Origin of the sequence: Thermococcus sp., from assembly GCF_027023865.1 — an archaeon.
Classification (GTDB): domain Archaea; phylum Methanobacteriota_B; class Thermococci; order Thermococcales; family Thermococcaceae; genus Thermococcus.
In genome coordinates, this window is sequence record NZ_JALVUC010000022.1 from 1 (window position 1) to 22,837 (window position 22,837).

At 54.3% G+C, this 22,837-nt stretch carries 31 protein-coding genes; 9 read left to right on the plus strand and 22 right to left on the minus strand.

Features of this window, described 5'->3' with window-relative positions; translation table 11 throughout:
• Positions 1-272: 272 nt before the first annotated feature.
• A complete protein-coding gene (locus tag MV421_RS08730) occupies positions 273-872 on the plus strand; it encodes an ECF transporter S component (protein WP_297420117.1) in 600 nt (199 codons plus the stop codon).
• A 7-nt stretch (positions 873-879) separates the two neighbouring features.
• Here MV421_RS08730 and MV421_RS08735 read toward each other — a convergent pair whose 3' ends face one another.
• The 3 genes from MV421_RS08735 to MV421_RS08745 all read right to left on the minus strand — a co-directional run bounded on the left by MV421_RS08735 (position 880) and on the right by MV421_RS08745 (position 2,240).
• Positions 880-1,170 (minus strand): family 4B encapsulin nanocompartment shell protein, encoded by a 291-nt coding sequence (locus tag MV421_RS08735; RefSeq protein ID WP_297420120.1) that lies wholly within the window; start codon positions 1,168-1,170, stop codon positions 880-882.
• The gene (deoC, locus tag MV421_RS08740; protein WP_297503422.1) at positions 1,152-1,847 is read right to left on the minus strand and encodes a deoxyribose-phosphate aldolase; all 696 of its coding nucleotides are present in this window, start codon (positions 1,845-1,847) and stop codon (positions 1,152-1,154) included. Before deoC ends, MV421_RS08735 begins: the two co-directional genes overlap by 19 nt.
• 69 nt (positions 1,848-1,916) lie before the next feature.
• Entirely contained in the window at positions 1,917-2,240 is a 324-nt protein-coding gene (locus MV421_RS08745; RefSeq protein ID WP_297420123.1) for a hypothetical protein, read from the minus strand.
• A gap of 88 nt (positions 2,241-2,328) precedes the next feature.
• Between MV421_RS08745 and eno the strand changes: the two genes are divergently transcribed.
• Entirely contained in the window at positions 2,329-3,621 is a 1,293-nt protein-coding gene (gene eno / locus MV421_RS08750; RefSeq protein WP_297420129.1) for a phosphopyruvate hydratase, read from the plus strand.
• Between the two features lie 83 nt (positions 3,622-3,704).
• Here the strand turns inward: eno and MV421_RS08755 are convergent, their stop codons facing one another.
• The 4 genes from MV421_RS08755 to MV421_RS08770 all read right to left on the minus strand — a co-directional run bounded on the left by MV421_RS08755 (position 3,705) and on the right by MV421_RS08770 (position 8,344).
• On the minus strand, positions 3,705-5,042 hold the full coding sequence (locus MV421_RS08755) for an ornithine aminotransferase (protein WP_297518243.1): 1,338 nt from the start codon (positions 5,040-5,042) through the stop codon (positions 3,705-3,707).
• A 482-nt stretch (positions 5,043-5,524) separates the two neighbouring features.
• A complete protein-coding gene (gene trxB / locus MV421_RS08760; protein WP_297421553.1) occupies positions 5,525-6,517 on the minus strand; it encodes a thioredoxin-disulfide reductase in 993 nt (330 codons plus the stop codon).
• 86 nt (positions 6,518-6,603) lie between these two features.
• The gene (locus MV421_RS08765) at positions 6,604-7,134 is read right to left on the minus strand and encodes a metal-dependent hydrolase (RefSeq protein WP_297421544.1); all 531 of its coding nucleotides are present in this window, start codon (positions 7,132-7,134) and stop codon (positions 6,604-6,606) included.
• Between the two features lie 4 nt (positions 7,135-7,138).
• Positions 7,139-8,344: an ATPase gene (locus MV421_RS08770; RefSeq protein WP_297421551.1), complete on the minus strand. Its 1,206-nt coding sequence runs from the start codon at positions 8,342-8,344 to the stop codon at positions 7,139-7,141.
• Positions 8,345-8,404: 60 nt separating this feature from the next.
• Between MV421_RS08770 and MV421_RS08775 the strand changes: the two genes are divergently transcribed.
• Genes MV421_RS08775 through MV421_RS08785 form a run of 3 tightly spaced genes read left to right on the plus strand, consistent with a single transcriptional unit; the run spans position 8,405 to position 9,906 of the window.
• A complete protein-coding gene (locus MV421_RS08775) occupies positions 8,405-8,890 on the plus strand; it encodes a THUMP domain-containing protein (RefSeq protein ID WP_297421542.1) in 486 nt (161 codons plus the stop codon).
• 46 nt (positions 8,891-8,936) lie between these two features.
• Positions 8,937-9,416, plus strand: a complete 480-nt coding sequence (locus tag MV421_RS08780) for a ferritin family protein (protein ID WP_297421549.1) — start codon at positions 8,937-8,939, stop codon at positions 9,414-9,416.
• 1 nt (position 9,417) lies between these two features.
• Positions 9,418-9,906, plus strand: coding sequence for a ferritin family protein (locus tag MV421_RS08785; RefSeq protein WP_297504029.1), 489 nt, complete (start codon positions 9,418-9,420; stop codon positions 9,904-9,906).
• On the opposite strand, the gene MV421_RS08790 is transcribed toward MV421_RS08785, so the two are convergent.
• The 15 genes from MV421_RS08790 to MV421_RS08860 form a co-directional block, all read right to left on the minus strand.
• Positions 9,898-10,320, minus strand: a complete 423-nt coding sequence (locus MV421_RS08790; protein ID WP_297518222.1) for a 4Fe-4S binding protein — start codon at positions 10,318-10,320, stop codon at positions 9,898-9,900. The genes MV421_RS08785 and MV421_RS08790 overlap by 9 nt on opposite strands.
• A complete protein-coding gene (locus MV421_RS08795; RefSeq protein WP_297421536.1) occupies positions 10,317-11,309 on the minus strand; it encodes a respiratory chain complex I subunit 1 family protein in 993 nt (330 codons plus the stop codon). The genes MV421_RS08790 and MV421_RS08795 overlap by 4 nt, the downstream gene beginning before the upstream one ends.
• A gap of 6 nt (positions 11,310-11,315) precedes the next feature.
• Positions 11,316-12,596: a nickel-dependent hydrogenase large subunit gene (locus MV421_RS08800; protein WP_297421534.1), complete on the minus strand. Its 1,281-nt coding sequence runs from the start codon at positions 12,594-12,596 to the stop codon at positions 11,316-11,318.
• Positions 12,593-13,159, minus strand: coding sequence for an NADH-quinone oxidoreductase subunit C (locus MV421_RS08805; RefSeq protein WP_297421547.1), 567 nt, complete (start codon positions 13,157-13,159; stop codon positions 12,593-12,595). The genes MV421_RS08800 and MV421_RS08805 overlap by 4 nt, the downstream gene beginning before the upstream one ends.
• 216 nt (positions 13,160-13,375) lie before the next feature.
• Positions 13,376-13,888, minus strand: coding sequence for an NADH-quinone oxidoreductase subunit B family protein (locus MV421_RS08810; RefSeq protein ID WP_297421532.1), 513 nt, complete (start codon positions 13,886-13,888; stop codon positions 13,376-13,378).
• On the minus strand, positions 13,885-14,049 hold the full coding sequence (locus tag MV421_RS08815) for a hypothetical protein (RefSeq protein WP_297421530.1): 165 nt from the start codon (positions 14,047-14,049) through the stop codon (positions 13,885-13,887). The genes MV421_RS08810 and MV421_RS08815 overlap by 4 nt, the downstream gene beginning before the upstream one ends.
• Positions 14,050-14,055: 6 nt before the next feature.
• Complete coding sequence (locus MV421_RS08820; RefSeq protein ID WP_297421528.1) at positions 14,056-14,403, minus strand: hydrogenase; 348 nt, start codon at positions 14,401-14,403, stop codon at positions 14,056-14,058.
• A 1-nt stretch (position 14,404) separates the two neighbouring features.
• Positions 14,405-15,949, minus strand: a complete 1,545-nt coding sequence (locus MV421_RS08825) for a proton-conducting transporter membrane subunit (protein WP_297421526.1) — start codon at positions 15,947-15,949, stop codon at positions 14,405-14,407.
• The gene (locus MV421_RS08830) at positions 15,946-16,305 is read right to left on the minus strand and encodes an NADH-quinone oxidoreductase subunit K (protein WP_297421524.1); all 360 of its coding nucleotides are present in this window, start codon (positions 16,303-16,305) and stop codon (positions 15,946-15,948) included. The genes MV421_RS08825 and MV421_RS08830 overlap by 4 nt, the downstream gene beginning before the upstream one ends.
• The gene (locus MV421_RS08835; protein ID WP_297421522.1) at positions 16,302-16,766 is read right to left on the minus strand and encodes a Na(+)/H(+) antiporter subunit B; all 465 of its coding nucleotides are present in this window, start codon (positions 16,764-16,766) and stop codon (positions 16,302-16,304) included. The genes MV421_RS08830 and MV421_RS08835 overlap by 4 nt, the downstream gene beginning before the upstream one ends.
• Entirely contained in the window at positions 16,763-17,059 is a 297-nt protein-coding gene (gene mbhE, locus MV421_RS08840; protein WP_297421520.1) for a hydrogen gas-evolving membrane-bound hydrogenase subunit E, read from the minus strand. The genes MV421_RS08835 and mbhE overlap by 4 nt, the downstream gene beginning before the upstream one ends.
• Positions 17,056-17,319, minus strand: a complete 264-nt coding sequence (locus MV421_RS08845; protein WP_297421518.1) for a hydrogenase subunit MbhD domain-containing protein — start codon at positions 17,317-17,319, stop codon at positions 17,056-17,058. Before MV421_RS08845 ends, mbhE begins: the two co-directional genes overlap by 4 nt.
• A complete protein-coding gene (gene mnhG, locus MV421_RS08850; RefSeq protein ID WP_297421545.1) occupies positions 17,300-17,686 on the minus strand; it encodes a monovalent cation/H(+) antiporter subunit G in 387 nt (128 codons plus the stop codon). Before mnhG ends, MV421_RS08845 begins: the two co-directional genes overlap by 20 nt.
• The gene (locus tag MV421_RS08855; protein WP_297417364.1) at positions 17,683-17,946 is read right to left on the minus strand and encodes a cation:proton antiporter; all 264 of its coding nucleotides are present in this window, start codon (positions 17,944-17,946) and stop codon (positions 17,683-17,685) included. The genes mnhG and MV421_RS08855 overlap by 4 nt, the downstream gene beginning before the upstream one ends.
• Positions 17,943-18,446: a monovalent cation/H+ antiporter subunit E gene (locus MV421_RS08860; protein WP_297417367.1), complete on the minus strand. Its 504-nt coding sequence runs from the start codon at positions 18,444-18,446 to the stop codon at positions 17,943-17,945. The genes MV421_RS08855 and MV421_RS08860 overlap by 4 nt, the downstream gene beginning before the upstream one ends.
• A 302-nt stretch (positions 18,447-18,748) precedes the next feature.
• Between MV421_RS08860 and hydB the strand changes: the two genes are divergently transcribed.
• The 4 genes from hydB to hydA are packed head-to-tail and all read left to right on the plus strand — an operon-like array spanning position 18,749 to position 22,833.
• Positions 18,749-19,852 carry an NADPH-dependent hydrogenase/sulfhydrogenase 1 subunit beta gene (hydB, locus tag MV421_RS08865; protein ID WP_297504024.1) on the plus strand — a complete coding sequence of 368 codons (1,104 nt, stop codon included), beginning with the start codon at positions 18,749-18,751 and terminating at the stop codon, positions 19,850-19,852.
• Positions 19,849-20,739, plus strand: coding sequence for a hydrogenase subunit gamma (locus MV421_RS08870; protein WP_297418918.1), 891 nt, complete (start codon positions 19,849-19,851; stop codon positions 20,737-20,739). Before hydB ends, MV421_RS08870 begins: the two co-directional genes overlap by 4 nt.
• Positions 20,740-20,749: 10 nt before the next feature.
• Positions 20,750-21,544: an NADPH-dependent hydrogenase/sulfhydrogenase 1 subunit delta gene (hydD, locus tag MV421_RS08875; protein WP_297418915.1), complete on the plus strand. Its 795-nt coding sequence runs from the start codon at positions 20,750-20,752 to the stop codon at positions 21,542-21,544.
• A 2-nt stretch (positions 21,545-21,546) separates the two neighbouring features.
• Entirely contained in the window at positions 21,547-22,833 is a 1,287-nt protein-coding gene (hydA, locus tag MV421_RS08880; protein WP_297418938.1) for an NADPH-dependent hydrogenase/sulfhydrogenase 1 subunit alpha, read from the plus strand.
• Positions 22,834-22,837 lie beyond the last annotated feature (4 nt).

Genomic DNA, 22,837 nt, shown 5'->3' on the forward strand with positions numbered 1-22,837 from the left:
CCGCTGAACGGTTTGGGGTTATCGCTCCAAAGGCCACTAATCGAGTTTCAGACTGCCTCAACGGGCAGTCTTTCGAAGACGCTTAACAGCGTCAAACCCCCCAATGCTGGAGGGTAACGTGAAACCCTCGTCCCATCGGGCTGTTCTTGAGTGGCCTCTCCGAGGCCTTATTAAGTTGCAAAAACTTAAAAGGGTTTTCGGTGGTTTAAGGGTTGTAACCAATTGCGGCACTTTTTTAAGGTGGAAACTTGAGAAAGGTGGGGTGGTTTTTGATGGTTGATCTCACAGAGATACTCAAGCCCTATGGATGGTGGGTGCTGGGCGGCGTTACGGTGCTCTACATAGCCTACGTCTACGCCAACAGGAAGAAGTTCAGGAGCGCAAGCACGCTAGCCCTGTCAGGCATATTAGCTGCCCTCGTAACGGTGGCGACGACGATAATCCGTGTCCCCACCCCCACAACGGGCGGCTACCTCAACTTCGGTGACACGATGGTCATGTTCTCAGCGATGGTCTTCGGTCCGGTTATCGGTGTGTTTGCAGGGGGCGTCGGTTCTGCCCTGGGTGATATAACCGGCGGCTACCCTGGATGGGCACCAATAACACTCGTCGTTAAGGGCTTGGAGGGCCTTCTCGTTGGTTACATAGCGATGAGGGGTGACAGCACTGGAAACCTCGTCGTTGCCGGCGTGGTGGGAGGAACGATCATGGTTCTCGGCTACCTCTCCTTCGAGGCCTATATGTTCGGTATCCCAGTGGCCCTCACAGAGGTGCCCGGCAACACGCTCCAGGCGGTGACCGGAATACTCGTTGGGACCGCCCTGGCAAAAGTGATAAAGAAGAGGTACCCTGAGGTTCTCGACCTTATCTGAAGGGGTCTCAGGCCTCTAAATTCTTCAGCTCCTCCCACATGTGGCCCTCAACGAGCAGGGGTTCGATGGATATCCTCTTCGAGGCCTTTTTTATCTGGCCCAGGTACTTCGAGTCCGTTATAATCGCATCATAGCCAAGCTCCTCTATCTTGTAAACCTTCAGCCCGTATCCTCGGAGCAACCCCGCGGTATGCTCAATGAAGCTAGGGCCCGCTAGCATCACGTTCGGCTCGAATCCCTCCGCCACGAGCTCGTCTATGATTCTGTCAATGAGGCTTTTCAAATCCTCTCCCGCCATTTCCGGGCACCCTCCACTATCTTTACCCCGCTCGACGCCCCTATCCTGTTAGCCCCTCCCTCTATCATCGCCAGAGCCTGCTCGTACGTCCTTATTCCGCCGGCGGCCTTGACACCCATATCCGGGCCGACGACCTTCCTCATGAGCCTGACGTCCTCAATCGTCGCTCCACCAGTACCGAAACCGGTGGAAGTCTTCACAAAGTCGGCTCCAGCTTCCTTCGCCAGCTCGCAGGCCTTTATCTTCTCCTCATCGGTTAGATAGCAGGTCTCGATGATGACTTTTACCTTGGCACCCTTCTCGTGCGCTACCTCGGCGACCTCTGCTATGTCGTTCCTGACGTAGTCATGCTCCCCATCCTTCAGCGCACCGATGTTGATGACCATATCAATCTCATCCGCACCGTCCTCCAAAGCTTTCCTCGCTTCGAAGACCTTGACTTCCGTCGGAGTGGCCCCGAGCGGGAAGCCTATAACGCTTGCTACTTTGACGTCCGCTTTCCTCCCACGGAGGTAGTCCCTGGCAAGCTTAACACGGTAAGGATTGACACAGACAGCGTAAAAGCCATACTCTACAGCCTCATCACAGAGTTTGATTATGTCATCCCTAGTGGCTTGGGGCTTTAGGTTAGTATGGTCTATATACCCAGCTACATCGATATGAGCATCCACCACCATCACCGGATGATAATACGCTCAACCGGTTTAGAAGTTTTCTCCTCAAAAATACCCAGATGATGAGCAAATTCACGGGTTGTCTTCATCCACGAGCGACTTCAGGGCTCTAACAAACCTCTCCGCAACGCCTTCATCCCCAAAGAGCGGTTTCTCCTCGCCACGTGCTATTCTCCTCAAAACCTCAACCGCGTTGTCCCAGCCTTCATCAAGCGTTTCACCCTTGGGGATGGAGTTCCTAAGGACGTGCCAGCGGCCGGTTTTCCCGTCGTAGACGATAATCCTGGGTATGTAATCAAGCTCCATGAAGGTGTTGTCAAGGGTGAGCTCCACCCTAAAGCCGCCGAACTCCAAGTAGCCCTCCTCCCTTAGGCGTTTTCCCCAGTCCATTTCCATCGGTGAAGGTTGATGCTGGAGCTTAAAAGTCCACCGCACCCCAAAGCCTATATATCCTCACCTGAGAATATTACTCGAGGTGATTGGTATGGAGAACCCCTTTGAGATTAACGGAGTCGTTGCGAGGGAAATACTCGACAGCAGGGGCAACCCGACGATTGAGGTCGAGGTCTACACCCCTGTCAGCATGGGGCGTGCCGCCGTTCCTAGCGGAGCGAGTACCGGCACCCACGAGGCCCTTGAGCTTCGTGACGGTGGGAAGCGCTACCTCGGGAAGGGCGTTAGGAGGGCAGTTGAGAACGTCAACAAGATAATTGCGCCTGAGATTACAGGAATGGACGTTACATGGCAGAGGGACATAGACACGCTCATGCTCGAACTTGACGGAGCCGAGAACAAGAGCAACCTCGGAGCAAACGCAATGCTCGGCGTTTCCCTGGCCGTTGCAAGGGCCGCAGCAAACGCGCTCGGTTTGCCGCTCTATCAGTACATAGGAGGAACCAACACCTACGTCATGCCAGTTCCAATGAGCAACGTCATCAACGGAGGAGTGCATGCTGGCAACGAGCTCGACTTCCAGGAGTTCCTGGTAATGCCCGTTGGAGCCGACTCCTTCAGGGAAGGCATCCGCTGGGTGAGCGAGACCTACCACATCCTCAAGGGGGTTATAGCCGAGAAGTACGGAAAGGACGCCGTCAACGTCGGCGACGAGGGAGGCTTTGCCCCACCACTGAAAGAGCCGCACGAGCCGTTCGAACTCCTCATCGAGGCCATTGAAGAGGCCGGATACAAGCCGGGCGATGAGATAGCCTTCGCCATGGACCCGGCCCCAAACGAGTTCTTCCACCCCGACATCGGGAAATACGTCGTCAACGGCAAAGAATACGATGGGGGAGAGCTTCTTGAGCTTTATAAGGATCTCATCAGCAAGTACCCAATAGTCTCACTCGAGGACCCGTTCCACGAGGAGGACTGGGAGAACTTCGCCCTCATAACGAAGGAACTCGGGGACAAGATACAGATCGTCGGCGATGACATCTTCGTCACCAACCCGAAGAGGATAAGGAAGGGTATCAACATGAGGGCTGCGAACGCGCTCCTCCTCAAGGTCAACCAGATCGGAACGCTCAGTGAGGCCATAGATGCTGCTTACACCGCTTACAGGGCTGGCTGGGGGATAGTTGTATCACACCGCTCCGGAGAGACCGACGATCCGTTCATAGCCGATTTGGCCGTTGCCCTCAACACGGGCCAGATAAAGACCGGTGCCCCTGCGAGAATGGACAGGAACTCCAAGTACAACCAGCTGATAAGGATAGAGGAGGAACTTGAAGGGATAGCGGTCTATCCCGGAAGGAAGTTCCACAACCCCTTCCTCTGAACATTACATTTTTCTTTGAAAGCCTCGCCATTCACGGCGGGGAGGAGGTCAGGCCTGTCAGATAGAAAACAAAGGAAGGAGAATCAGTCGAGGGAAGCCTTGAGGGCCTCCTCGAAAATCTCCATCGCCACGTCTACCTCTTCCTTGGTGACAATGAGCGGCGGGATGAAGCGGATGCTGTTGTCACCGCAACCGAGAAGCACGAGACCGCGCTTCGCAGCCTCCTTGACGATTCTGTTCCTCAGCTCCGGGTTCTTCTCCTTTCCTTCCTTGCTCTTGACTACCTCAACCGCTTGGGCGAGTCCAATGCCCCTTGCGTCGCCGATAACTTCGTAGCGCTCTCTGAAGTCCTCGAGGTACTTGTGGAGGTAGTCTCCAACCTCCCGGACGTGCGGAAGGAGCTCCTTGACTATCCCGACGACCTCTATTCCTGCGGCTATTGCCACGGGGTTTCCACCGAAGGTGGTCGCGTGCCTTCCGGGCTTGTCGAAGCTTATCTCTGCCCTGTGGATAACACCTGCAAGCGGAATTCCCCCACCGATTGCCTTTCCGAACTGGATGAGGTCGGGAGCAACGTCGAAGTTCTCGATGGCCCAGAACCTTCCTGTCCTTCCAATGCCCATCTGAACCTCGTCGTCCGCTAGGAGTATCCCGTACTCGTCGGCGAACTTCTTGAGCTCCTTGAAGAAGTTCTTTGGCGGAACGACGTAGCCACCTTCACCTTGTATGGGCTCGAGGAATATCGCCCCGACCTCGTGCGGCGGGATGTGCTTGAAGACGTAATCCTCTATGAAGTTCAAAACGCGGTTGATGAGTTCATCGGGCTCCTCGTAGCCGTCTATGCCCCAGAGGTTCCTGTAGGGGTTCGGGTAGGGGACGTGGGTAACACCAGGCATCGTTGGGAAGAAGCTGTCCTGCTGGACCCACTTGCTTGCGGTCAAGCTGAGAACGGCCTGAGTTCTTCCATGGAATGCGTGGTAGAATGCCAAAAACTGCTTTCTTCCGGTTCCGTACTTGACGAGCTTCATCGCGGCCTCGTTTGCCTCAGCGCCGCTGTTGCCGTAAACGACCTTCTTCTCAAAGTCACCCGGTGCAAGCTCGATGAGTTTCTCGGCAAGAACGACGGCATTCTCGTAAAAGAAGTCGGTCAGCGAGTAGTGGGTGAACTTCTCTGCCTGCCTCTTTATCGCTTCCACCACGCGCGGGTGGGCGTGGCCAACGTTGAGAACACCAACGCCGCTCGCGAAGTCGTAGAAGACGTTTCCATCCACATCGTAGACCCTGATACCCTCACCGTGGTCTATGACGATTGGTAGGTCCTCGGGGTCCTGGGTCGTGGTCGCGAGGTACTTAAAGTTCCTCTCCATTACCTCCTTGGCCTTCGGTCCCGGGAGTTCCTTAACGTTCGGTCTAACCTCCATGCGTATCACCACTCCCCTCTTGGCCTTCCCCTATATAAGCCTGTGTTCATTAATGAACATTTTTGACCGAAAAATTTTCGGAAGCTCACTGACGGCTCTGAACTCTTAGGCTTCCTTCAAGGATTAGGGGACAAGATTAATAAACTTTAAAAAGTTTTTAATTTCGATATGGAGATAGTCATGACGATCTGATGGGAGATTGAGCAAATGGAGAAAAAGAGAGGTCACGCTGGTAATGCCATTATCCTAACTTCATTTCTGGTTCTACTCCGTTTTGTCATCACTGGGATTGGGAAGGGGCAAGGTTTGATTTTTCACTATTGACCTACTAATTAAAATAATCCCGTTCATGACCTTGCTGGATTTGTGATGATATCGCTCCTCGAACCGGCCTCTCTTTTCAGTGAGGGTGAAGAAGACGAGTCGTTTATGATCCCTTTAGAACCGATTGAAAACGAAGAATAAAGAAGATGACTTTCGGATTACTCCCCGTTCTTCTCCTTCCACTCGTCTAAGAGCTCCTTGGCTGAGTTGGCCGCTATCGCGCCCTGGCCGACTGCGACTGCTATCTGCTTGAAGACGTTGGTTATGTCCCCTGCCGCGAAGATCCCCGGAATCTTGGTGCGCATGTGCATGTCCACCGGTATGTAGCCGTACTCGTTGGTTATGCCCAGGTGCTTGACGAAGTCGGTCTTCGGCTCGTAGCCTATGAAGATGAAGACGCCGTCAACGGCCATCTCACTCTCCTCGCCGGTTACACGGTTCTTGAGCTTAACGCCCTCGACCTTGCCCTCTCCCTTGATCTCGGTCACGACGGTGTTGAGTATCGTCGGAATGCCACTCTCGGCAAAGCGGTCCTGTAGTATCTTGTCTGCCCTGAATTTGTCCCTCCTGTGGACGAGCGTTACGTTAACGCCTATGCTCTTGAGGTAGAGGGCTTCCTGTAAGGCGGTATTTCCCCCGCCGATGACTATGACCTTCCTGCCCTTGAAGAGCGGGCCGTCGCAGGTGGCGCAGTAGGAGACGCCCTTTCCCGTGAGTTCTTCCTCTCCTGGAACCTTGAGCTTCCTTGGAGCGGCCCCAACGGCTATGATTATCGTTCTGCCCTTGTACTCCTTCCCGTTCTTGGTCTTCACGGCGAACTTGCACGGCCCCTCGTAGTAGGCACACTCTGCCGGATCAATCCTCTCGACCTCGTCGAAGACTACATCGACGCCGAGCTTCTTGACATGCTCGTGCATCCTGCTGGTAAGCTCCGAACCGCTGATCCCTCCCGGAAAGCCGGGGTAGTTCTCTATGAGGTCCGTCAGTGCCACGTTCCCCCCTAGGTCTTTGCTGATGATTAGGGTCTCCAAGCCGTAGCGAGCCATGTATATGGCAGCGGTGAATCCGGCCGGCCCGGCTCCGATGATGAGAACATCCCAGGTCTTGTTCTTGTACTCTCCTCCACGTGAAAAGCCACCGAGGCTGAACATCTTTCCCACCTCCGGGTTTTCCTAACGTGGACTATTTAAAAGCCTTGTTCCACAGAAATGTGTAAAAATAACCAAAAATTCCAACCTCAGATGAGCTTGAGGGAGCGATCGAGGAGCAGGTGGAGCATGTAGCCGCTAAAGGCCGCGAAGCCTACAAAAAGCCCCTCTGCCGTGTTCATTCCAAGGCCATACTCAACGAGGAGGTACGAAAGGGCGCCGTAGATAAGCGCAAAGAGAAGTGAGTGAACTATGCCTCTATGTCTCGGCATCATCCATGTGAAGGAGTACCATGCTATCACCGCCACCACCACTGATATTCCCCATGCTGTTGTGATGTTGAGCCACTCGGTACCGACGTTCATCCTTCCTATGATGTTGATATAGGTCGCTCCCCCAGCTAAAACACTCACTATCGGCTTCGTGCCGCGGTGGATGAGTGCGTTGGGGTGGTCTATGTCTGGCAGGTCAGCCCCGAGCACGTAGAGAGCGTAGCCTATGAGCAGGGCCATCGTTGTCAGTTTGAAGGGAACGCCCACCGTTGACAGGTAGCCCGCTATTGCAACCGCTATCGGATAGCTGACTATCCCGCTGAGCATGTGGACATCGTAGTTTGGCATGCTATCACTCCTCTTCCCTCTCGGCCTGACTCGCCTCCAAGAACTTTCTCACGTAGTCTGGAACCTTGTAGTTGCCCTTCGGGTCGCCAACGAGGAAGCCGAGCCTTATCAGCTCGTTGAGGTTCTCATAAACCTGCATTCCCGGCTTCTTAACTGCCTTTGCCACCTGTATGTAGCTGACGGGTCCTCCATCGAACTCGAAGACTACCGCCTCTACAAGGTCCTTGTACTCCTTTGGAATTCTGGTGAGGTACTCCTCGAGGCTCTTGGGTTCCTCGAGGATGGTCGTTACGACGTAGTCGTCAATCGGGTCGAACTTGTGCTTCGCAGCTTCGCTCAGGACATAGTGGAGCAGCCTTAGAATCTGCCTGGGGTTGCCATTCCCGAGCTGATGGATGAGCTTTATCGCCTCCTCCGTGAAGGGATACAGCGGATCGTCAGTGTCTTTCACGCGGACTCGGTTGAGCCTCTTCTTAACAAGCTCGTAGGCTTCATCCAGACTCATTGGGCGGAGCTTAAACTCGTAGTGGAGGCGCATGAAGAAGGCTGGGAAAATCCTTGAATACTCCTCATATGCCTCAGGAACGCAGGCGAAGGCGACGACGCAGCCCTTTGGCATGTTGCTTATGAAGTGCCTCAGCATTTCAAAGAACTGAATCTTCTCATGTTCTTTAGCTGACTGCATGTTCTCAAGCTCGTCGAGGAGGAGGGCGCAGTAGGGGAACTTTCCCATCTGCTCGGTCAGGAGTTCGGCTATGTCCCTGCTCTTGTACTCGCCGGTTGAGCTGAGCATCTTCTCGAGTCTGTCGATGAAGCCGAGCTTCCGTGAGAGGTTTTCTAGGAAGATGTTCGTCCTGCTCTTTGGTGGCTTGAGGGCGTAGAAGATGTCCCTGGTGAGCTTGAGGATGTCGTTGGTGTCTACCTTAACGTATACCGCTTTCCCGCCGTTGCCCTCTACAACTTTCGCGAGGCTCTTGAGCCTTTGGGTCTTCCCCATTCCGAGCGGCCCGACGATGCTCATCGCTATGGAGCTTTTGTTTCCTATGACTTCAGACGCTATCATCTGGAGGCGCATGTCAACCTCTTGGTAGACGTGTATGCTCTCCACGTCGGCTATTCCCTCGCTTGCGAGCTGTTCAAAGGGGTTCCGAGAAAGACCGTAAACCTCGTATGACTGGTACGGGTAAAGTTTAAGGCCTCCGTTTTCCATTTTAACCACCGGAGGTGTTTTGCGTTTGAAATATAAAAACCTGTCCATCGGTGAGCAGAGATGACGGTTTTGCTCGTTACATCACCTCAGGGTCGAGAGGGGGATGTGATACTCGAACTTGAGTGGGCACTGGAGAAGGTTAAAGTCAAGGGGACTGACTGGAAGGGTGTTCTCCTCGCTGAGACCTCTCTTCCGAAGGAGGGGGCACTCAAAAGGCTCAAAAAATTCGAGACCCAAGCGATACAGCGGGTCGTTCCTCTCGATGAGTTCGTTCCAGCGAGATGGGAGGAGATAGAAGCGGCAGTTCTGAGGCTGGCCAAGGGAATTGACGGAACTTTCGCCGTCCGTGCCAGGGTCAGGGGCAACAAGACTTTGAAGGAGAGGGAGCTTGAGGTTAAACTCGGTTCTCTCATCGTGGAGAGTTATGACCTTGAGGTCAACCTCTCGGACCCGGACTACACGGTGGTGGTTGAAGTTCTCGGGAAGAGGGCTGGAGTTGGACTCGTGGGGAGGGATGAGTCCCTGCGCTTCGAGGTGAAGGACTAACCCAAAGCTTATTTACTCTTTTAATCCATTCTGGTTGGGGATGAAAATGATTGACGTTGAGGAAGTTATAAGTCGACTCTCAAAGTTCAGTTACGAAGAGGTCTTAGCATACTGGGTGAAGAGCGAAGGAGAGGAGGCTCAATTTTACAGGGAGCTGGCAGAGCGCGCCAAAAACCTCTGCCTTCCGGAGAGCCTTGTTGGAACCTTTGGAAAGCTTTCAGAGGACTCCAAGAGGCACGCGGAGGAACTCACGAGAATATTCAAGGAGACCTACTCGCGGGAGCCCAAGAGCGAGGTTCCGCCGCTTGAGGTCATGCCGGTTCTTGATAGGTTTGAGAGGGCGGATCAAGTTAAGGAGGTTCTTGAAGCCGCTATGGAGAGTGAGCTCATAGCGATGAACGCTTACAGAACCCTGACAGAGAAAGTTGACGACCCAAAGCTCCGGGAGCTTTACCTCAAGCTTGCTGAGGTTGAGAGGACCCACTACGAGGCCCTCAGGAATGAGTACGAGAAGCTGGGTGATTGAGATGGCCGTGGAAATTTTGAAAGAGATACGGAAGCTGAACGAGCGCGAACTTCTCAGCTACTGGATTAAGGGTGAATACGAGGAGGCCGAAACCTACTGGAAGCTGGCCGAACGCGCGAAAGAGCTCAGCCTCCCGAATAACGTCGTGGAGACGTTCAAAAGGCTCGGCGACGAGTCAAAGGGGCACGGGGATGAGCTTCTGGAAATCTACAGGGAAAAGTATGGAGGGAAGCTGGTTGATGTTGACATACCGAACGTGGAAGCCCTGAACGTCCTTGGCAAGTTCTGGAAGGTTGAGGACCTTAAAGACGTGCTCGAAATAGCCATGGAGAGCGAAAAGCTGGCGGAGACCATCTACAGAAAACTCGCCAGTGAAACGGGGAATCCAAAGCTTAAGGAGGCCTACCTCCGCCTGGCGGACATAGAGAATGGACACTACAACTCCCTTAAGGCTATTTACGAATGGAGAAAGGAGAAGGGGCTACTCTGAGTCCTTTTTCTTGATCTTCTCTGCCTTCTTCGCTTCTTCTGCTTTCTTCCTCAGCTCCTCGACCTTCTCCCTCTTTAGGGGAACGAAGCGCCCATCCCTGTTGTCGTAGTTCGCCAGTAGGAAGTCCCTGCTGAGCTGGAGCGCTCCGGTCGGGCAGACATCAACGCACTGGCCACAGTAGACGCAGCGGGCCGTCCATAATGCCACTTTTTTGATATCCGACAAGTAGACAAACACTCCAGCGGGACAGACATTGACGCACATCCTGCACCCAACGCACTTGTCCACGTTGTAGGCTACCACCCCCCTGAAGTCCTCGGGAATTGGAATCGGCTCGGTCTCGGGGAAGAGGTTGGTTGCTGGCTTTTTTATAAGGTTTCTGAGCACCGTTGGGACCAGTATTGGAGCCCTCACATTATCACCTCCATCGCTATGAGGAGCGAGCCGACGAGTGAAGCTAAGAAGACGTTCTTCCAGAGGAAGTCAACCGCCTGCGTTATCTTCAGCCTTCCCGTTACTGCTCTAAAGACGCTCTCGACGACGAAGAGTAGGGCAAATACCTTCAGCGTGTGGAAGAGCAGGTTGACGAGGTCCGCTGAAATGCCGGTGAGGTTTAAGTAACTGGCTATCCCCCACGGGAAGAATATCGCCACGACGAGCGATGTCGCTATGTAAGCCTTGAGGGCCTTCATCAACTTGAGCAAAGCTAAATACCTACCGCTGTACTCCACGAGGGGACCTTCCGCTATCTCCTCCTCCGCATCCGGTATGTTGAAGAACCCCACCTCAATCTCGCTCGCCAGCCAGACGCAGAAGACGTAGAGCAAAATAATCGCCCCAACGAAGCTCATCGGAGTCCCTATCTCCCAGATGTTGTGGACGTAGAAGACCCCCATGCTGAAGGGCTTTAGAACGCCGAGCTTCCCGAGGCGCCACATTATGGTGAAGATTGCCAGCATCATGGCAGGTTCCCTCGACACCATTACCGTCGCTTCCCTAGCGGCACCTATCTTTGCGTATGGATTGCCGGAGCTTATGGCACCGACTATCTTGAAGAAGCTTATCAATGCCAGGAGATATATGAAGACTATAATGTCACCCTTGGAAGCAAGCACTGGGATGAAGCCCATCGGCGTGTAAGCCAAGAGCGCTATTGCCGTTGCCAGTGCCAGAATCGGAGCAACTTTGAACATGTAGTTGGCCGTGTTCGGAATTATTGTCTCCTTGCTCATGAGCTTGAGGAAGTCATAGAGGGGCTGTACCAGTGGTGGCCCAACGCGCCTCTGCATTCTCGCGACCAATTTCCTGTCTATCCCTTCCCAGAGCAAAGATGCGAATGAGACGAAGACGTACAGACCTATAAGACCGGTAATCGGGTAAATGATGTTACTCATTACGTTCATTTCCCCTCACCTCGGACAGCCCAGACCAACGGGCCTCGGGTCGCCCTTAACCTTGGGGTTTATCTCGCGCGTCTTCTTGATGGATTCCTTGAGGAGGTCTTTCTCGGTCAGGACCCTCTTCCTGCCGTTTTCAACGACGGCAACCCTGTCCGTACAGCTCAGGCACGGGTCTATCGAGGCAACGGCAACGACGAAGTCAGCAACTTGGTCGCCTATCACTCCCTTCGCCACGGAGAATAGGTTTGGAAACGTTGGCTCTCTAGGCTTCCAACGGAGTGGCCTGTCTGAGCCTTTCTTTCCGCGGACGTAGTGGATGAGCTCTCCCCTTGGCGCCTCGTACCTGCCGATGCCCTCGCCGTCTATGAGGAGCCTTAGCTTCGCGTAGAGGATGTTGTCCCTCGGGAAAGCCTTGATTTTCCCGTCCGGCATTCCATCGAGGGCGTGCTCAATAAGCTCAAGGCTCTGCCACAGCTCGCCCATCCTGACCGCCATCCTGTCGAATACGTCTCCCCTTGGCCTCTCCCCCGTAACGTCCTGGGGCATTACCGGCTTTATCCCGAGGTCAGGGTAGACTCCAAGCCTCTCGCTCCAGCGGGCATCGTCCCTTATTCCGCTTCCCCTTCCGGTGGGGCCAACTGCTCCCTGCTCAAGGGCTACTCTCTTGCTTATCACCGCCGTATCTCTGAAACGGGCCTCTATCGTCGGATCGTGGAGGAAGGCTTCCTCCATCTGCGGGAAGACCTCCTTGTAGTACTTAATCATGTCGAGGATTACCCTCCTCTTCTTCTCGTCGATGTCCCTCCTAACACCGCCTATCGTTACCATCGAGTAGTTTACGCGGTTCCCGCTGACCGCTTCGAGCGTGTCCATGACCTTCTCACGGGCGAGCCAAGTGAGGTGGAGGAGTGTGTCGTAGCCTATGTCGTGGGCTAAAACGCCGAGGTTGAGGAGGTGGGAGTGAATCCTCTCAAGCTCGCCAATGATGACGCGGATGTACTCGGCCCTCTCCGGGACTTCAATGCCTCCAGCCTCTTCAACGGCCCTTGTGTAGGTGTGGTTGTGGGAAAAGGAGCAGATGCCGCACATCCTCTCCGCCAAGTACATTATCTGGATGTAGTTCCTCCTGAGGGCTATCCACTGGATTCCGCGCAGATTGTAGCCGAGCTTTACGTCAACGTCTATAATCTTCTCACCGTCTAAGGTAAGTATGAACTTCTCGGGCTCCTCCAAACCCGGATGAATCGGCCCGAAGGGTATCTTGACCCAGTACTCGATCCTCTCGGTCATTTCTTGCCACCTCCTTTTAGGTAATAGGGATGTCCTGCGTTGTGAACCATCTCCTCCGGGACGCCTTTGTCGTCTAGGCGGAGTGGGTAGATTCCCTCCGGGAAGTCGTCCGGTAAAAAGAGCCTCCTTTTGTCCGGTGCATCCTCGAAGTCTATTCCCACCATCTCCATGCCTTCCCTCTCGAACTGGAGCGCTATCGGGAAGACATCGCTGACGTCCTGAATAACCGGGTCGTCCTTCGGCGCGTGGACGTCTACGATCAGCGAAACAGCCGGAGCGTCATCATAGTAAATCACGAGATGGCTGAGGAAGCCCAGCTCGTCCCCCCAGTCCTGCTCTATGCCTATCGAGTAGTGGGCTTCTCCATCAAGCTCTTTTATGAACTTCATCAGCTTCCCATACCTCTCCCTTGGGATCCTCACCCAGACCCTCTGCCTTCCCCACTTGTTGGCCTTTACTCCAATCTGGGCCTCAGGGAAGCGCTCCGCTATTGTCTCAGCGACCTTCTCGACCTTGGTGGGTTCTTTGACTTCGTTTGCCTCGGTAACGGGATTATCATTCATGTCCATTCCCCCCCGGAACTTCTCCCTTAGAGCCTTTGCTTGCGCAAGCGCCGTTCTCACTGTCGTTCGAACGTTCCTGACGGATCGCGGAAAACATTTTTCTAATCAACCGGGCACCTGGGAGAGTGGGGGACTTCTCAACTGCCTCTTTTTCAGTGTTCACCCCTCTGGAACGCCCTTCGGGCGATAGGTGATTGTGAACCTCCAAAAATCCCCTCATTTCTCGGAACCCCCCTTTAACTTCTCGATCAGCTTCTCCAATGCTAAAACAACCCCTTGGAGTATCGCTTCGGGCCTCGGTGGACAGCCAGGGACGTAAACGTCCACTGGGATGACGTTGCTCAGCGGTGCGTTGGTGAAAGGACTCTCGTAGAAGACACTCCCGCCCGTCGGGCATGCCCCGACCGCTATCACTATCTTTGGCTCTGGGGTCTGTTCGTAGATCAGTTTAACCCTCTCAAGGCTCTGGCTGGTTACCGGTCCGGTGACGAGGAGTATGTCCGCGTGCCTCGGACTGCCAACGAGTTTCACACCAAACCGCTCCGCATCGTACCTCGGTGTCAGTGCCGCTATAATCTCTATGTCACAACCGTTGCACGAGCCGGTGTTGACGTGGAAGACCCATGGAGACCTACCTATGTAACGGCACAGCCCGGTGACTCTTCTCTCAAGCCTCTCGCGCTCGCTCAGGTTCTCCCTTCTTTCTTCGGATGGAACCTTGATGCTCATTCTCTCACCTCCAGATGAGCCTTTGCTTGCGCAAGCGCCGTTCTCACTGTCGTTCGAACGTTCCTGACGGATCGCGGAATTATTGGGGTCTCATCAACGTCACTGTTCCTGAATGAGGTTTTCACATTTCTTTTTTCAAACCCCTCTCTTATGAGCGCCACTTTTCATCACCCCCAGATTAACAAAACACCAAGCACGAAGGCCGTCGTTATCACGAGGTAGCTCACGTAGTCGGTCAGCAGTCCTGTGTGTTCTCTCCTTAGGACAGTGAAGAAGCGCTTGAGGGCGTAGGTTAGACCCCACATGATGTTCCTGCCGGTGTAGTGTCCTTCGAAGTGCTCGAAGCCCGGAATCACCTTCTCCGGATCCTCCCCACTTAGGAATATCTTCGTTCCATCTCCAATTTCCCTCGTTCCCATTCCACTTCTTCTCGCCCACAGTTCAAGTAGATAAGCTAGGATCAGGCCGACGATGAAAACAAGGACGAAATAGAGGGCATCCCAGTAGCCGAACATTTCACGCACCCCCTAGGAGAGCGCTCACGTAGGCCATCTGGTTCTCGAGGGCTTTCGCAGCTGGGATCATGACCTTGTCGCTTATCTGCCATGGGAAGAGTCCCATGACTATTATCGCAACGGTGAGGATTATAATCGGCCAGAGCATTGTTCCTTCGGGGTCTTTCGCCTCCATGGCCCTCTCGCTCGGCCTCCCGAAGAAGGTGTAAAGCACCCTGATGTATGCCGCCGTACAGAAGGCCGTTCCGATTATGGCTATCGCACCGAGTAGGGGGTTAAAGACTGCTGAGCTCTCGTAGATGAGCCACTTGCTCGCGAAGCCATTCAGTGGGGGCATTCCTATTATCGCGGCCGCTCCAATGAGGAAGGTGAATGTCGTCTTGGGCATGGTCTTTGCCAAACCGCTCAACTCGTTCAAATTCCTCGTTCCGAGCTGGTGAATTACCGCGCCGGCTATGAGGAAGAGGAGCGCTTTCATGAGTGCGTGGTTAAATGTGTGGTATATAGCCCCAGCTAGGGCTATCTCACCTGTCTGGCTCCCGTAAGCTGCTAGGCCTATTCCAAGACCCAGGAGGATGTATCCTATCTGCCCGACCGAGGAATAAGCCAGGAGCCTCTTCATGTCCGTCTGTATTACCGCCATAGTGTTTCCAACTATGAGGGTTATGCAGGCGAAGATTATGATGATCCATCCCACGGCCTTCATGTTCACGCTGTTTTCGTAGATGCTGAAGAGTATTCTCGTTAAAGCGTAGATTCCGCCTATCTTGATGACTAACCCGGAAAGCATGGCACTTATCGAGCTTGGAGCCGCTGGGTGGGCATCGGCAAGCCACATGTGGACCGGAGAGGCACCGCTCTTGAAGAGCAGTCCAGCTATGAAGAGCGCCAGCGCGACCTTTCCGACAACGGTTGGGTTCTGGGTGAGCTTGACCGCGAGGTAACCCATGGTCAGTGTTCCGTATTCACCGTAGAGGAGCGCTATGCCCAGGAGGATCAGGGAGCTTGCTATCGAGCCGACGAACATGTACTTTATGCCCGCCTCGATGCCCTCCCATGTGTCGTTCCTGAAAGCGACGAGGGCGTAGCTGGCAATGCTCATTATCTCAAGGAATACATAGAAGTTGAAGAGGTCCCCCGTTATCGCTATACCCAGCATTCCGAGCTCGAGGATTATTATGAGTGTGTAGTACTTGTCCAAGCCTGTATCGTGCTTCATGTAGCTGAGGGAGTATAGAACCGCAAGGAAGCTCACAAGCGTGACCATCAGCACCATTATTGCTCCGAATAGGTCAACCTCCCAGACGATTCTTATTGGGAAGTTAACGCCTTGGCCGAGCGGACTCTTTGCCCCGAGTGTGTAGAGGAATACCCCCCCGCTCTTCCAGACGCTGTAGAAGAGTGCGGAGCCCACCGCTAGAGTTGTGCCTGAAATTAGGAGGGCCCACGCTCCCCTTGCTCTCCTCCCGGCCAAGCTGACTATAGGCATCGAAAACGCTCCGAAGAGCGGGACGATTATGAGGTAGGAGAGCATCTCGCCGTTCATCCCCTCAACCTCCTTAGAGCTCTCACGTCAAGGGTTCCGTAGTGGCGATAGGCGTTTATCGTGAGCGCAACCGCGAGGGCGAGCACACAGACGCCGATGACTATGCTCGTCAGGACGAGGGCCTGGGGCAGAGGCCCGACCATCGGGCTCTTGAGCGTTTCGTAACCGGTGTAAATCGGCGCAGTCGGGATTTCGTTCAGCTCTATGCGGTAGCCGAGACTTATGAGGAGCAGATGAATACCTGAATCGATTATGTCGAGGGCTAAAACCAGCTTAAGCAGGTTTCTCTTTGCCAGGAAGGCGTAGATTCCGAGGACTACCAGTAGGAATGCGGTAATGAACTGGAACTGGATCATGACTTCCACCTCCGGTACATCGCTATCGCAGTGAGGGCGCTAACGAGTCCCGTGAAAACCTTCAGGCCAACGGCTAGGTTCATTATTGGCAGGAATCCAGCCGAAAGGAGCGTTCCCGGCTTTCCGTTGAAGAACGGCCCGCTGTGCCAGAGCGTGTTGTAGAAGAACGCGGTGCCCATTCCGAGCATTGCGACTCCGAGAAAGGCCAAGCCTCCTATTCCCTCAAGGGCCGAGTAAAGGCTCTTGTTGTAGTTCCTCTCCATCTCGTCGAGGCCGAACGCCACCAGAAAGAGTATTCCCGCGCCGGCTATAGTTGCCCCTCCCTGAAAGCCACCTCCAGGTGTTAGGTGACCGTGCATCACGATGTAGGCTCCGAAGATGCCTATGAGAGGGATTATGGCCCTAGCGGAGGTCTTGACGATGAGCCCCATATCGCTACCGCACTTCGGCCTGCAGGTCATGACTCATCCCTCCTCCAGGGTCTCAGAAGGGCAACCGCTCCCGCTATGGCCGTGAACAGGACGGTGGCCTCTCCAATCGTATCGTAGCCACGGTAGTCGAACACGATGTCTGTGACTATGTTCATACCACCGACTTCTTTAAGGCCGTGGGTGATGTAGTAGTTGTCAGTGTATCTTAACGAGAGCCACTCCTTGCCTCCGGGTCCGAAAACCAGACCGTAGTTGGGGTTCGCTATGTAGAGGAACACACCGAGGATGAACAGCAGTGAGAGGTAAGCGAGCGTTCTCTTCACGGTTCCACCTCCCATCTATCCGTCTTTGCTATGCCGTAAACCACAACCGCGGTAACGACTCCGGCACCGACGGCAGCTTCCGCTATTGCAACATCCGGAGCGTGGAGCATGTAGAACTCAAGGCTGAGGAGCAGGCTCATCGCTGCCGACATCAGTGCAGCCGCAAGTAAATCCTTGAAACGAATCGTTAGGTATGCGGTTATGAGGACGCTGATTAGGATAATTGCCTGAATCGCCATGTCAATCGTTAGGGCGTTCATTCTTCTCACCCCCGAGCTTTTCCTCATAGGCGTCAACGACGGCTTTAGCCGGCTTGTAGCCGCTCAGATGAGCCGCTTTGGCTATCGCATGTGCACCAACCGGGTTCGTGAGGAGAAGCGCCACCAGTGCAACGAGGCTGTGGAGGGCCATCCCGAGGTATTTAGGATCACCGGTGACGTGGAGTCTGTAAAGGGCATGGGCAACGACTGCTAAAACCGCAAATATCGTCCCGAAGGTCGTGCACTTGGTTGCACCGTGAAGCCTCGTGTAGACATCGGGGAAGCGGTGAAGGGCTATGCTCCCGAGGAGGTTGAAGGTGATCGCTATTGACAGGAAGGCGTAAATCAGGTAGGTAACCCAGCTCATCTTAATCCCCCCTGTAGGTATCTCGCGATTACCAGCGTCCCGATGTAGCTGAGGAGTGCGTAAACGATGGCTATGTCGATGTAGATCGTCCTGTCGTAGGCAGCACCGAGGAGGATCATTATGGCTACTACCAGCGTGTTGAGTGTATCAACCCCGACGACCCTGTCCGGAACGCTCGGCCCGAGCATGATCCTAAGTATCGTTAGAAACAATGCTATCGAGATCAGCAGGGTGGCGTAGAAGAACACAGGGTCAATCATCTTCCCAACCTCCTAGCCCACTTTTCAAAGGACCCCGCAACGGGCTCAGAACTTTCCGGCCTCTCCATGCCATCGGGAATGTCAATCCAGTGGATGTATAGGGCCTTCTCCTCCGGGCAGGCATCTATCGTCAGCGTTCCAGGAGTAAGGGTTATTGAATTGCTCAGAATCGTGTACTGGGCATCGTTTTCAAGCTCGACTGGAACTTTGACAATACCGGGCTTTATCCTTCCGGTTATGACGAGCCATGCAACGTGAAGATTCGCCTTTGTCATTCCCCAGAAGATAACCGGGACGTAGGCAATCCACTCGAGCCACTTCACAGGGTTCAGGAAGCGAGTGGATTTCTCGCCGATTATGTCTTTTGTAGTGTATGCAACTATCCCTGCAAATATCAGTCCCGCTATCAACTCCTGCGTGCTCCAGAGTAGGCCGTTCGTTCCAGCGGTTAGGACGAGCCACAGCAGGTAGCTCCAGGCAAATGAAGTGATGAACTTCAAACCACCACCTCCTGGGGTTTTTAGGCCCTCTCTCAATTTAGAATTCTCTGACCCTCTTAAAACGCTTTTTTAAAGCTTTGTTTCCCATAAAAAGGTAGGAAATGTTTTGTTTTAAACCAAAGGTTTAGGGGAGTTAGGGCACCCTAAAATGTCTTATCCTTCTGTATATGAGCCTGAAGGGTCTTTTTAACCTTTGGTTTTGAATTTTCGGGTTTAAAAACGCTTTTTTAGTTTCCGGATGAGGGATAACTGGGGGATAAACATGGACACGTGTACATTTATGGTCACTGGAGGTGAGGGCTTTGCGCTACGTTAAGCTCCCTGGGGAGAACACGCACGCTTTCCTTGAAAGGCTCAAGGAGTGGGGCAAGCTCTACGCCCCCGTCAAAATCTCGGAGAAATTCTACGACTTCAGGGAGGTTGACGACGTTAGAAAGGTGGAATTTCACTACAACAGAACGATAATGCCACCAAAGAAGTTCTTCTTCAAGCCGAGGGAGAAGCTCTTCGAGTTTGACCTGAGCAAGCCCGAATACCGGGAGACAGTTGAGGAGGTGGAACTTTTCGTGCTCTTCGGCGTTCACGCCTGCGACATCTTCGGTCTCAAGATACTCGACACCGTTTACCTCGACGAGCTCCCCGACAAGTACTACAAGGTTCGCCGTGAAAAGGGCATTATCATAGGCATAAGCTGCATGCCCGACGAGTACTGCTTCTGCAACCTTAGGGAGACTGACTTTGCCGATGACGGCTTTGATCTGTTCCTCCACGAGCTCCCCGACGGATGGCTCGTCCGCGTTGGAACCCCCACCGGCCATAGGATAGTTGACAAGAACATCAAGCTCTTCGAGGAGGTAACAACCGGAGATATCTGCGCCTTCCGCGAGTTTGAGAAGAAGAGGAGCGAGGCCTTCAGGTACCACGAGGATTGGAGCGACCTGCGATATTTGCTTGAGCTTGAGATGGAGCACCCAATGTGGGGGGAGGAGAGCGAGAAGTGCCTCGCCTGCGGCAACTGCAACTTGGTCTGCCCGACGTGCCGCTGTTACGAAGTGCAGGACATCGTCAACCTCGACGGGGACACCGGCTACCGCGAGAGGCGCTGGGACTCCTGCCAGCTCCGGAGCCACGGCCTCGTTGCGGGCAACCACAACTTCAGGCCCACAAAGAAAAGCCGTTTCATGAACCGCTACCTCTGCAAAAACTCCTACAACGAGAAGCTTGGGGTAAGCTACTGCGTCGGCTGCGGAAGGTGCACCTACTTCTGCCCGGCTGGCATAAGCTTCGTCAGGAACCTGCGCACGATAATGGGGCTTGAGGAGAAGACCTGTCCGTCCGAGATCAGTGAGGAGATACCGAAGAAAGGGTTCGCCTACGCGACCGAGATAAGGGGGGAGGACCTATGAGCGAGACCATCAAACTTCCAGAGGAGATAATGATGCCCGAAGAGAACCCCTACGCGCTTCACGGGGTCAAGGTGCTTAAAGTCTACCAACTCACCGAGACGGAGAAGCTCTTCCTGTTCCGCTTTGAAGACCCCGAGCTGGCTGAAAACTGGACTTTCAGGCCGGGGCAGTTCGTTCAGCTCACTATCCCTGGTGTGGGGGAGGTGCCGATAAGTATATGCTCTTCCGCAATGAGGAAGGGGTTCTTCGAGCTGTGCATCAGGAAAGCCGGAAGGGTAACCACCGTCGTCCACAGGCTGAAGCCCGGAGACACCGTCCTCGTCCGTGGTCCCTATGGAAACGGCTTCCCAGTCAACGATTGGGAAGGTATGGATCTGCTCCTCATAGCCGCCGGTTTGGGAACCGCTCCGCTCAGGAGTGTCTTCCTCTACGCCATAGACAATCGCTGGAAGTACGGGAACATAACCTTCATCAACACCGCCCGCTATGGAAAAGACCTGCTCTTCTACAGGGAGCTTGAGGCGATGAAGGACATGGCCGAGGCAGAGAACGTCAGGATAATCCAGAGCGTCACACGCGACCCCGGCTGGCCTGGAAGGCATGGAAGGCCCCAGAAGTTCATAGCTGAGGCTAACACGGACCCAAAGAAGACGGCAGTCGCGATATGCGGCCCGCCGAGGATGTACAAGTCCGTCTTCGAGTCGCTCATCAACTACGGTTACAGGCCCGAGAACATCTTCGTGACGCTGGAGAGAAAGATGAAGTGCGGAATTGGCAAGTGCGGCCACTGCGTGGTTGGAACGAGCACGTCAATGAAGTACGTCTGCAAGGACGGGCCCGTCTTCGGGTACTTCGACATAGTATCAACGCCGGGACTCTTGGACTGAGGTGGTGGCGATGGGTCAGAACAAAAGGATCAAAGTTGGGTTTTACGCCCTCACCTCATGCTACGGCTGTCAGCTCCAGTTTGCGATGATGGACGAGCTCTTGAACGCCCTGGGACGCCTCGAGGTGAAGTGCTGGTACATGCTCGATAGGAATAGCGTCGAGGACGAGCCCGTTGATATAGCCCTCATCGAGGGGAGCGTTTCAACTGAGGAAGGGGTTGAGCTCGTTAAGAAAATCCGCAAGAACGCGAAGATAGTGGTTGCCGTCGGTGCCTGTGCCGTTCAGGGCGGTGTTCAGAGCTGGACAGATAAGCCCCTTGACGAGCTCTGGAAGACCGTCTATGGCGATGCTAAAGTGAAGTTCCAGCCCAAGATGGCCGAACCAGTCTCGAAGTATATCAAAGTAGACTACAACATTTACGGCTGTCCGCCTGAAAAGCGCGACTTCATCTACGCCCTCGGCACCCTCCTTATAGGTTCATGGCCGGAGGACATCGACTACCCGGTCTGCGTCGAGTGCAGATTGAGGGGCTACCCCTGCGTGCTCATAGAGAAAAGTGAGCCATGTCTCGGCCCGCTCACGAGGGCAGGTTGCGACGCCCGCTGTCCCGCCCATGGGATACCGTGTATCGGTTGCCGCGGCGCGATAGGCTACGATGTGGCGTGGTTCGACTCATTGGCAAGAGTTTTCAAGGAGAGGGGGCTCACCAGGGAGGAGATCATCGAGCGCATGAAGATCTTCAACGCCCACAACCCGAAGATTGAAGGGATGGTTGACAAGATATTCGAGGTGGTGAAAGAATGAGTATGAAGAACCTTTACCTACCAATCACCGTTGACCACATAGCACGCGTTGAGGGCAAGGGCGGCGTGGAGATCGCGGTCGATGATGAGGGTGTCAAGGAGGTCAGGCTCAACATCATAGAGGGACCTCGCTTCTTCGAGGCTATCACGGTAGGCAAGAAGCTCGACGAGGCCCTGGCCGTTTATCCAAGGATATGCTCCTTCTGTTCTGCCGCTCATAAGCTCACAGCGGTGGAAGCGGCCGAGAATGCGGTCGGCTTCACCCCGCGCGAGGAGATACAGGCCCTCAGAGACGTTCTTTACATAGGGGATATGTTAGAGAGCCACGCTCTGCATCTCTACCTCCTTGTCCTCCCGGACTACCTCGGTTACTCGGGGCCGCTTCACATGGTGGACGAGTACAAGAAGGAGATAGGCATAGCCTTGGAACTTAAGAACCTCGGGAGCTGGGTGATGGAGGTTTTGGGTTCCAGGGCGATCCACCAGGAGAACGCCGTTCTTGGCGGTTTTGGGAGGCTCCCGGACAAGAGCATCCTCGAGACCATGAAGAGGAGGCTGAAGGGGGCCCTGCCGAAGGTTGAATACACCTTTGAGCTCTTTGCGAAGCTCGAACAGTATGGCGAAGTTGAGGGGCCGATAACTCACCTGGCGGTCAAGCCGAGGGGAGACGTCTACGGAATCTACGGGGATTACCTCAAGGCAAGCGACGGAAACGAGTTCCTGAGCGAGGACTACAGGGAGCACATAAAGGAGTTCGTCGTCGAGCACAGCTTCGCCAAGCACAGCCACTACCACGGGAAGCCCTTCATGGTTGGGGCGATATCGCGCGTCGTCAACAACGCTGAAACGCTTTATGGAAGGGCTAAAGAACTTTACGAGGGTCACAAAGAGCTGTTGAAGGCAACCAACCCCTTCGCCAACAACCTAGCCCAGGCCCTCGAGCTCGTTTACTTCACCGAGAGGGCTATCGATCTCATAGACAAGGCCCTCGCGAAGTGGCCGGTGAAGCCGAGGGACGGGGTGAAGATAAGGGACGGCTTTGGTGTCAGCACCACCGAGGCACCGCGCGGGGTACTCGTCTACGCCCTTGGGGTCAGGGACGGAAAGGTGAGCTACGCTGACATCATAACGCCTACCGCGTTCAACCTCGCCATGATGGAGGAGCACGTCAGGATGATGGCGGAGAAGCACTACAGCGACGACCCCGAGAGGCTCAAGCTCCTCGCTGAGATGGTCGTCAGGGCCTACGACCCGTGCATCTCCTGTTCGGTTCACGTGGCGAGGCTCTAATTTC

What these genes read in the sequence shown, in the direction of transcription:
- MV421_RS08730 (WP_297420117.1), top strand. Translation starts at nt 273, where the DNA reads ATGGTTGATCTCACAGAGATACTCAAGCCCTATGGATGGTGGGTGCTG.
- MV421_RS08735 (WP_297420120.1), bottom strand. Translation starts at nt 1,170, where the DNA reads ATGGCGGGAGAGGATTTGAAAAGCCTCATTGACAGAATCATAGACGAG.
- deoC (WP_297503422.1), bottom strand. Translation starts at nt 1,847, where the DNA reads ATGGTGGTGGATGCTCATATCGATGTAGCTGGGTATATAGACCATACT.
- MV421_RS08745 (WP_297420123.1), bottom strand. Translation starts at nt 2,240, where the DNA reads ATGGAAATGGACTGGGGAAAACGCCTAAGGGAGGAGGGCTACTTGGAG.
- eno (WP_297420129.1), top strand. Translation starts at nt 2,329, where the DNA reads ATGGAGAACCCCTTTGAGATTAACGGAGTCGTTGCGAGGGAAATACTC.
- MV421_RS08755 (WP_297518243.1), bottom strand. Translation starts at nt 5,042, where the DNA reads ATGGAGGTTAGACCGAACGTTAAGGAACTCCCGGGACCGAAGGCCAAG.
- trxB (WP_297421553.1), bottom strand. Translation starts at nt 6,517, where the DNA reads ATGTTCAGCCTCGGTGGCTTTTCACGTGGAGGAGAGTACAAGAACAAG.
- MV421_RS08765 (WP_297421544.1), bottom strand. Translation starts at nt 7,134, where the DNA reads ATGCCAAACTACGATGTCCACATGCTCAGCGGGATAGTCAGCTATCCG.
- MV421_RS08770 (WP_297421551.1), bottom strand. Translation starts at nt 8,344, where the DNA reads ATGGAAAACGGAGGCCTTAAACTTTACCCGTACCAGTCATACGAGGTT.
- MV421_RS08775 (WP_297421542.1), top strand. Translation starts at nt 8,405, where the DNA reads ATGACGGTTTTGCTCGTTACATCACCTCAGGGTCGAGAGGGGGATGTG.
- MV421_RS08780 (WP_297421549.1), top strand. Translation starts at nt 8,937, where the DNA reads ATGATTGACGTTGAGGAAGTTATAAGTCGACTCTCAAAGTTCAGTTAC.
- MV421_RS08785 (WP_297504029.1), top strand. Translation starts at nt 9,418, where the DNA reads ATGGCCGTGGAAATTTTGAAAGAGATACGGAAGCTGAACGAGCGCGAA.
- MV421_RS08795 (WP_297421536.1), bottom strand. Translation starts at nt 11,309, where the DNA reads ATGAACGTAATGAGTAACATCATTTACCCGATTACCGGTCTTATAGGT.
- MV421_RS08800 (WP_297421534.1), bottom strand. Translation starts at nt 12,596, where the DNA reads ATGACCGAGAGGATCGAGTACTGGGTCAAGATACCCTTCGGGCCGATT.
- MV421_RS08805 (WP_297421547.1), bottom strand. Translation starts at nt 13,159, where the DNA reads ATGAATGATAATCCCGTTACCGAGGCAAACGAAGTCAAAGAACCCACC.
- MV421_RS08810 (WP_297421532.1), bottom strand. Translation starts at nt 13,888, where the DNA reads ATGAGCATCAAGGTTCCATCCGAAGAAAGAAGGGAGAACCTGAGCGAG.
- MV421_RS08820 (WP_297421528.1), bottom strand. Translation starts at nt 14,403, where the DNA reads ATGTTCGGCTACTGGGATGCCCTCTATTTCGTCCTTGTTTTCATCGTC.
- MV421_RS08825 (WP_297421526.1), bottom strand. Translation starts at nt 15,949, where the DNA reads ATGAACGGCGAGATGCTCTCCTACCTCATAATCGTCCCGCTCTTCGGA.
- MV421_RS08830 (WP_297421524.1), bottom strand. Translation starts at nt 16,305, where the DNA reads ATGATCCAGTTCCAGTTCATTACCGCATTCCTACTGGTAGTCCTCGGA.
- MV421_RS08835 (WP_297421522.1), bottom strand. Translation starts at nt 16,766, where the DNA reads ATGACCTGCAGGCCGAAGTGCGGTAGCGATATGGGGCTCATCGTCAAG.
- MV421_RS08845 (WP_297421518.1), bottom strand. Translation starts at nt 17,319, where the DNA reads ATGAACGCCCTAACGATTGACATGGCGATTCAGGCAATTATCCTAATC.
- mnhG (WP_297421545.1), bottom strand. Translation starts at nt 17,686, where the DNA reads ATGAGCTGGGTTACCTACCTGATTTACGCCTTCCTGTCAATAGCGATC.
- MV421_RS08855 (WP_297417364.1), bottom strand. Translation starts at nt 17,946, where the DNA reads ATGATTGACCCTGTGTTCTTCTACGCCACCCTGCTGATCTCGATAGCA.
- MV421_RS08870 (WP_297418918.1), top strand. Translation starts at nt 19,849, where the DNA reads ATGAGCGAGACCATCAAACTTCCAGAGGAGATAATGATGCCCGAAGAG.
- hydD (WP_297418915.1), top strand. Translation starts at nt 20,750, where the DNA reads ATGGGTCAGAACAAAAGGATCAAAGTTGGGTTTTACGCCCTCACCTCA.
- hydA (WP_297418938.1), top strand. Translation starts at nt 21,547, where the DNA reads ATGAAGAACCTTTACCTACCAATCACCGTTGACCACATAGCACGCGTT.